Annotated in this window: 4 protein-coding genes and 1 pseudogene; 4 read left to right on the top strand and 1 reads right to left on the bottom strand. The window is 72.0% G+C overall.

Features of this window, described 5'->3' with window-relative positions; all coding sequences use genetic code 11:
- Positions 1-91: 91 nt before the first annotated feature.
- Entirely contained in the window at positions 92-673 is a 582-nt protein-coding gene (locus AB0B33_RS23975; protein WP_247016341.1) for a YqgE/AlgH family protein, read from the bottom strand.
- Positions 674-876: 203 nt separating this feature from the next.
- On the opposite strand from AB0B33_RS23975, the gene AB0B33_RS23970 reads away from it, so the two are divergent.
- From AB0B33_RS23970 to AB0B33_RS23955, 4 genes and pseudogenes are all read left to right on the top strand, one after another.
- The gene (locus AB0B33_RS23970) at positions 877-2,169 is read left to right on the top strand and encodes an MFS transporter (RefSeq protein ID WP_360775449.1); all 1,293 of its coding nucleotides are present in this window, start codon (positions 877-879) and stop codon (positions 2,167-2,169) included.
- Between the two features lie 142 nt (positions 2,170-2,311).
- Positions 2,312-2,854, top strand: coding sequence for a YbaB/EbfC family nucleoid-associated protein (locus AB0B33_RS23965; RefSeq protein ID WP_360775446.1), 543 nt, complete (start codon positions 2,312-2,314; stop codon positions 2,852-2,854).
- A complete protein-coding gene (locus AB0B33_RS23960; RefSeq protein ID WP_360775443.1) occupies positions 2,854-3,177 on the top strand; it encodes a WXG100 family type VII secretion target in 324 nt (107 codons plus the stop codon). Before AB0B33_RS23965 ends, AB0B33_RS23960 begins: the two co-directional genes overlap by 1 nt.
- Positions 3,178-3,186: 9 nt before the next feature.
- Positions 3,187-5,579 (top strand): annotated as a pseudogene (locus tag AB0B33_RS23955) (NAD:arginine ADP-ribosyltransferase with a RelA/SpoT domain protein); the annotation flags it as partial.

Genomic DNA, 5,579 nt, shown 5'->3' with positions numbered 1-5,579 from the left:
CTACTCGCTATGACAAGTTGGCCATCGTCTATCGATCAGCGGTCGTCCTGCACGCCGTGATCACCTGGACCAAAGCATTGTCAGACACGGCCTAGTTCCGCTGCAGGTCACCGGGGTGGGTGGCCAGTAGTGCGAGCGGGATGCCCTGGCGGCGCAGCACCTGGCTCCACAGGTCGCCGTTGGGCGAGGCCAGGATGTCGCTCGGCAGCGCGGGCACGATGACCCAGTCGTCGCGCTCGATCTCGCCCGCCAGCTGACCCGAGTCCCAGCCCGCGTAGCCGGCGAAGACGCGTACGCCGCGGACCTTCGGCACCAGCACCTCGGGATCGGTGTCCAGGTCGACGAGCGCGACCGGCCCGCGGACCGCGATCACGCCCGGCACGCTCGCCGCCGTCTCGCCGGTGCGCAGCGCGGCCAGGCACAACGCCGTCTTCTTCTCGACCGGGCCGCCGACGAACACCGCCTGGGGCTCGGCGACGTGCCCGCCCCAGTTGGGCAGCACGTCGTGCACGGCGACGTCGCTCGGCCGGTTCAGGACCACGCCGAGGGTGCCCTCGTCCCGGTGATCGATGACGAACACCACGGTCCGCTTGAAGTTGGGGTCGACCATCGTGGGGGCGGCGACCAGGAGCGTTCCCGGCTCAACCTCGGCGTCCGCTGGCACGCGACCCATGATCTCACCTCTGGCCCGGCGAATTACTTCGGCTCGGGAACAATCGCCCCAGCAGCCTCGTTTGAAACATGTGGCCGGCGCACTCCGTGTCCCCCGGGCTCACTGAAGAACCGCCTTTGTGGAATACCGTCCGGCTGGAGCCACACTGCGCATAGCCGCCGAGAGGCGACCTCAGTGCGCCGGCCACCTACTACGCTGGCTCCGTGACGATCAGCACCGGTGCGGCGACCGCACGACAAGGCCCCCGGGAGCTGTTCAAGGACCCGGATTTCCGGCGACTGCTGTTCACCCGCTTCGCCGCGAGCTGGGGTGACGGCGTCTTCCGCGCCGGCCTCGCCGGGGCCGTCCTGTTCAACCCCGAGCGCGCCGCCGACCCGCTGGCCATCGCGGGCGGGTTCGCCGCGCTGCTGCTGCCGTACTCCGTCGTCGGGCCCTTCGCGGGTGCGCTGCTGGACCGGTGGGACCGCCGTCGCGTGCTCATCTTCGCCAACCTCCTCCGCGGGCTGGCGATCGTCGCCGCGTCCGCCGCCGTTGGGCTCGGGTTCGGCGGGCTCGGCCTGTTTTCGCTGGCACTGGCCGCGGAGGGCATCTCCCGCTTCATCGGTTCGGGGCTTTCGGCGTCGCTGCCGCACGTCGTGCGCGCGGAGAGCGTGGTGACGGCGAACGCCTTCGCCACGACGCTCGGCTCGGTCGTCGCCGTGATCGGTGGTGGCTGCGCGATCGGCCTGCGGGCGCTGTTCGGCAGCAACGACGTCGGCTCGGCCGAGACCACGGCGTTCGCCGTCCTCGGCACGCTGGTCTCGGCGTTCATCGCGCGCGGGTTCGTCCGCGGCGTGCTCGGGCCGTCCGTGGTCGACGAGCCGCCGAACCCGGTGCTGGCCGTCGCGCGCGGGCTGGCCGACGGCGCCCGGCACGCCTGGCGCGCGCCCAGCGTGACGGCCGGGTTCATCGCGCTGTTCGCGCACCGGGCGTCGTTCGGGGTGTCGCTGCTGGTCACCGTCCTGCTGATGCGCAACTACTTCACCGACCACGGGATCCTGCGCGCCGGCCTGCCCGGGCTGGGGCAGATGGCCGCGCTCGCCGGCGCCGGTCTCCTGCTGGCCGGGCTGCTGACGGCGCGGATCATCCGCAAGTTCGGCCGGCTGCGCGCGGTGCTCGGCTCGCTGGTGCTGGCCGCGATCGCGCAGTCCGCGCTGGGTCTGCCGATGCTGCTGCCGCTGGCGCTGCTCGCGTCGTTCGTGATCACCGGGGCGGGGCAGGTGCTCAAGCTCTGCGTCGACTCGTCGATCCAGCTCGACGTCGCCGACGAAGCGCGCGGCCGGGTGTTCGCGCTGTACGACACGCTTTTCAACATCACGCAGGTGGCGGCGGTTTCGCTGGGCGCGCTGTTCGTGCCGGACGACGGCCGCGCGCCGGGTCTGCTGATCGCCGCGACGGCCTGCTACCTCGTCGGCGGGGCCGGCTACGCGCTGGCCCGGCGCCGTGCGATTCGCTGACGCAAAGACCCGAACCGGTCACGACGACTGCTCCATTGGCATTAGGGTGACGCGAAGTCATTAGTAGGTTCGAGGGACACCGGGGGCACCTGTGACCACCGCGGGCGACGACCGTGCACGGCTCGAAGCACGCAATGCCGCGATGAAGGACCAGATGGACACCCTCCTGGAGAACTTCGAGCGGCAGACCGCGCAGCTGCGCGACGCCCAGGCCGCGGCGGCCGAGACCACCGCGCAGGTGAGTTCCCCCGACGGCCTGGTCCGCGCCACGATCGACGCCGGCGGCAGCCTCGCGAAGCTCGAGTTCGCGCCCACCACCTTCGAACGCACGACCCCCGCGCAGCTCGCGAACACCGTCCAGACACTGGTGCGGCAGGGATCGCTGCAGGTCAAGCAGAAGATCGCCGACCTGATGGCGCCGATCACCGAAGGCCTGCCCGACCTCGCCGACCTGGTCGAGGGCGCGCCGTCGCTGGCCGGGCTGGTGCCGCAGATCCCGGACTTCGTCGAGGAAGAGGCACCCGCGCCGCGTCCGGAGTCGTTCGAGGACACCGGTTCGATCCTGCGCAACGAGCAGGCGCCGCCGCCGATGCCCGCTCCGAAGCCCGCGCCCAAGCGCGTCCGCCCGCCGCGTGACGACGTGGACGAGGAGCCGCCGTCGTCCTGGATGACGAGGGGCGACTGATGCCGGAGGGGGGATCCGGCTTCACCGCGGAACCCGACGCGGTCCTGCGCGCGTCGAACGGCCTGGTCACGGCCGCGGACGGACTCGACAACGCGGTCAAGGCGCTGCAGGGCGCGCTTTCCGCGCAGGGCGAGTGCTGGGGGACCGACGACTCCGGCAAGGAGTTCGCGAAGGACTACGTGCCCGGCGCACAGGGCGCCGTCGAGGGGTTCACCAACCTCGTGCAGGGGTTGCGGGGGATGCAGCAGAACGTCGCCAAGTCGATGAAGGCCCTTTCGGGGGCCGACGAAGACGTGACGTCCCAGCTGAGCAAGGGGCAATGACGCGTGGGTATGGAGATGCCCGACGCGGTCAAGTGGCTGCTGCCGATCGTCGTCGGGGAGAGCTGGCCCGAGGGCGACGAGACGAAGCTGCGCGCGCTGCGGGACGCGTGGCACACGGCGTCTTCGGCGATCGCGCCGGCGTCGGAAGCGGGTAACCAGGCGGCGACCGGCATCGCCGAAAACTGGACGGGCGACGGCGCGGACGCGTTCGCCGAGCAGTGGAAGAAGTTCGTCGACGGCGACGAGGCGTACTTCAAGCAGCTCGCCGACGCGGCTCAGGCGCTGGGCGATTCGTGTGACCAGACGGCTTTGGACGTCGAGTACACGAAGTACATGATCATCATCTCGCTGATCGTCCTGGCCGCCCAGATCGCGGCGATGATCGCTGCGGCGGCGGTGACGTTCGGCGGTTCGACGGCGGGCATCGCGCCGGCGCAGGTCGCGACCCGGATGACCGTGCAGATGCTGTTCCGGCAGCTGCTCGAGAAGCTGGCTCAGCAGGGGTTCAAGCAGGTCGCGAAGGAGCTGCTGGAGAAGTTGCTCAAGCAGGGTCTCAAGAAGATCGGCATGGAGGTCCTCAAGAACGAGGCCATCAACCTCGGCATGGACGCGGGCATCCAGGGCCTGCAGATGGCGAAGGGCGACCGCAAGGACTGGGACTGGTCAAAGACGTCGGACGCGGCGATCTCGGGAGCGGTCGGCGGCGTCGTCGGAGCGGCTTCGGGGTCTATCGGGCGAGGGGCGACCGAGGGGCTTTCGCACAGCGCTGGCGGGCAGGTCGCGGACGCCGCGATGCGGGCGGGCGCTCGTGGTGCGGTGGAGGGCGTCGCGCAGACGGTCGGCCAGGCGGCGGTTACCGGGGATCTCGGGTCGTTGACGCCGGAGCAGCTGCTGATGGGCGCTTCGAGCGGGGCGGTCGGGGGTGCCGTCGGGGGCGCGAAGGAGCAGCTGCACTCGGTTCACGAGGCGAACATCCCGCGGTCGGAGGGTGGGGACTCGGATACTGGGCCGGGTTCCGGTTCTCGGGAGTCCGGGTCTTCTGGGGAGTCGGGGGCGGAGCCTGAGTCACGCGGGGAGCAATCGGAGAGCCGGTCCGAGTCCCGGGGTGAGTCGGAGCCTGAGTCGCGGAGCGAGCAGCCAGAGACCCGACGGGAATCCGCACCTGAGACGCGGAGTGAATCGGCGCCCGAGTCACGGCGCGAGTCCGCGCCTGAGTCGGCACCGCAGTCGCGGAGCGAGCAGCCGGAAGCTCGGCAGGAGTCCGCACCGGAGTCCCGGGCTGAGTCGGCACCCCAGCCGCGCGGCGAGCAGCCGGAGACTCGACAGGAGTCCGCACCGGAGTCCCGGAGTCCGGAGCCTGAGGTGCGCCGGGAGCAGCCGTCGGCCGAGGAGCCGCGACCGGAAGCGACCTCGGGATCCGATGCCGCGCCGGGGACCGGCCGGGAGCCGCACCAACGCGCGGAAAGCGCTCCGAGCCCAGCCGAGCAGACGGCCGGACCGACCACGCAGCACCGAGCGACGGCGGAACCCCAGTCGGCGGCGCCGTCGTCGTCGACCGGCGGTTCGTCCCAGGGCGGCTACGGCATGGCCCCGCCCCCGGAGCCCGGCCGCCAGAGCGCCGGACGCCCGCAGGACAACGTCGGAGCAGCGGGTTTCACCGGCGGCCAGAACCAGCCCTTCGCGGCAGACGCCGGCCCGGCACCGGTGCAGAGCGGCGGTTCCCCACAGTCTCCGGGCGGGTTCGCACCCCCACCCCCGCCGGCCGGCATGCCGAACGGCGGAGGAACGGCACGCCCCGGCGCCCCGGCCCCGCAGACCCCGATGCCATCACGCGGCGGCGACCAGCCACGGACGCCGGACCCGCGCCGGATGATGCCGGGTGGGCAGCCCCCGTTGGGGCCGCAAGCCGGACAACGGCCTGGTCGGCCACCCCACGGCGGCCAATCGGGTGCGCAGGCTGGCCAAGGCCAGCTGCCACCCGGTGGTGGCCGGCCAGGTCAGCCGCCGCGCGGGGGTCAACTCCCGAGCGGCGGTCATCCTGTTCACCCGGGCAGCCAGCCAGCGCACGGCGGGCAAGGGGTCCAGCCCGGTGGGCAACCGTTTCAGCCGGGCGCTCAGCCGCCGCACGGCGGGCAAGCCGTCCAGCCAGGTGGCCACCCATCGCACGCGGGGCAGCCACTTCAGCCAGGCGGGCAGCCGCCGCACCCGGGGCAGCCGCTCCACACTGGGCAAACCGCCCAGCCGGGCGGGCAACCGCCGCGCACTGGGCAACCGGCTCAGTCGGGGGGCCAGCCGCCGCACGCTGGGCAACCGTTTCAGCAGGGCGGGCAACCGCAGCACGCTGGACAGCCCGTTCAGCAGGGCGGGCAACCGCAGCACCCTGGGCAGCCGGTCCAGCCGAA

Origin of the sequence: Amycolatopsis sp. NPDC049159 (genome assembly GCF_040648295.1) — a bacterium.
In the GTDB taxonomy this organism is placed as follows: Bacteria; Actinomycetota; Actinomycetes; order Mycobacteriales; family Pseudonocardiaceae; genus Amycolatopsis; species Amycolatopsis pretoriensis_A.
This window is presented reverse-complemented; position numbering and strand designations above follow the sequence as displayed.

What these genes read in the sequence shown, in the direction of transcription:
- AB0B33_RS23975 (WP_247016341.1), bottom strand. Translation starts at nt 673, where the DNA reads ATGGGTCGCGTGCCAGCGGACGCCGAGGTTGAGCCGGGAACGCTCCTG.
- AB0B33_RS23965 (WP_360775446.1), top strand. Translation starts at nt 2,312, where the DNA reads ATGAAGGACCAGATGGACACCCTCCTGGAGAACTTCGAGCGGCAGACC.
- AB0B33_RS23960 (WP_360775443.1), top strand. Translation starts at nt 2,854, where the DNA reads ATGCCGGAGGGGGGATCCGGCTTCACCGCGGAACCCGACGCGGTCCTG.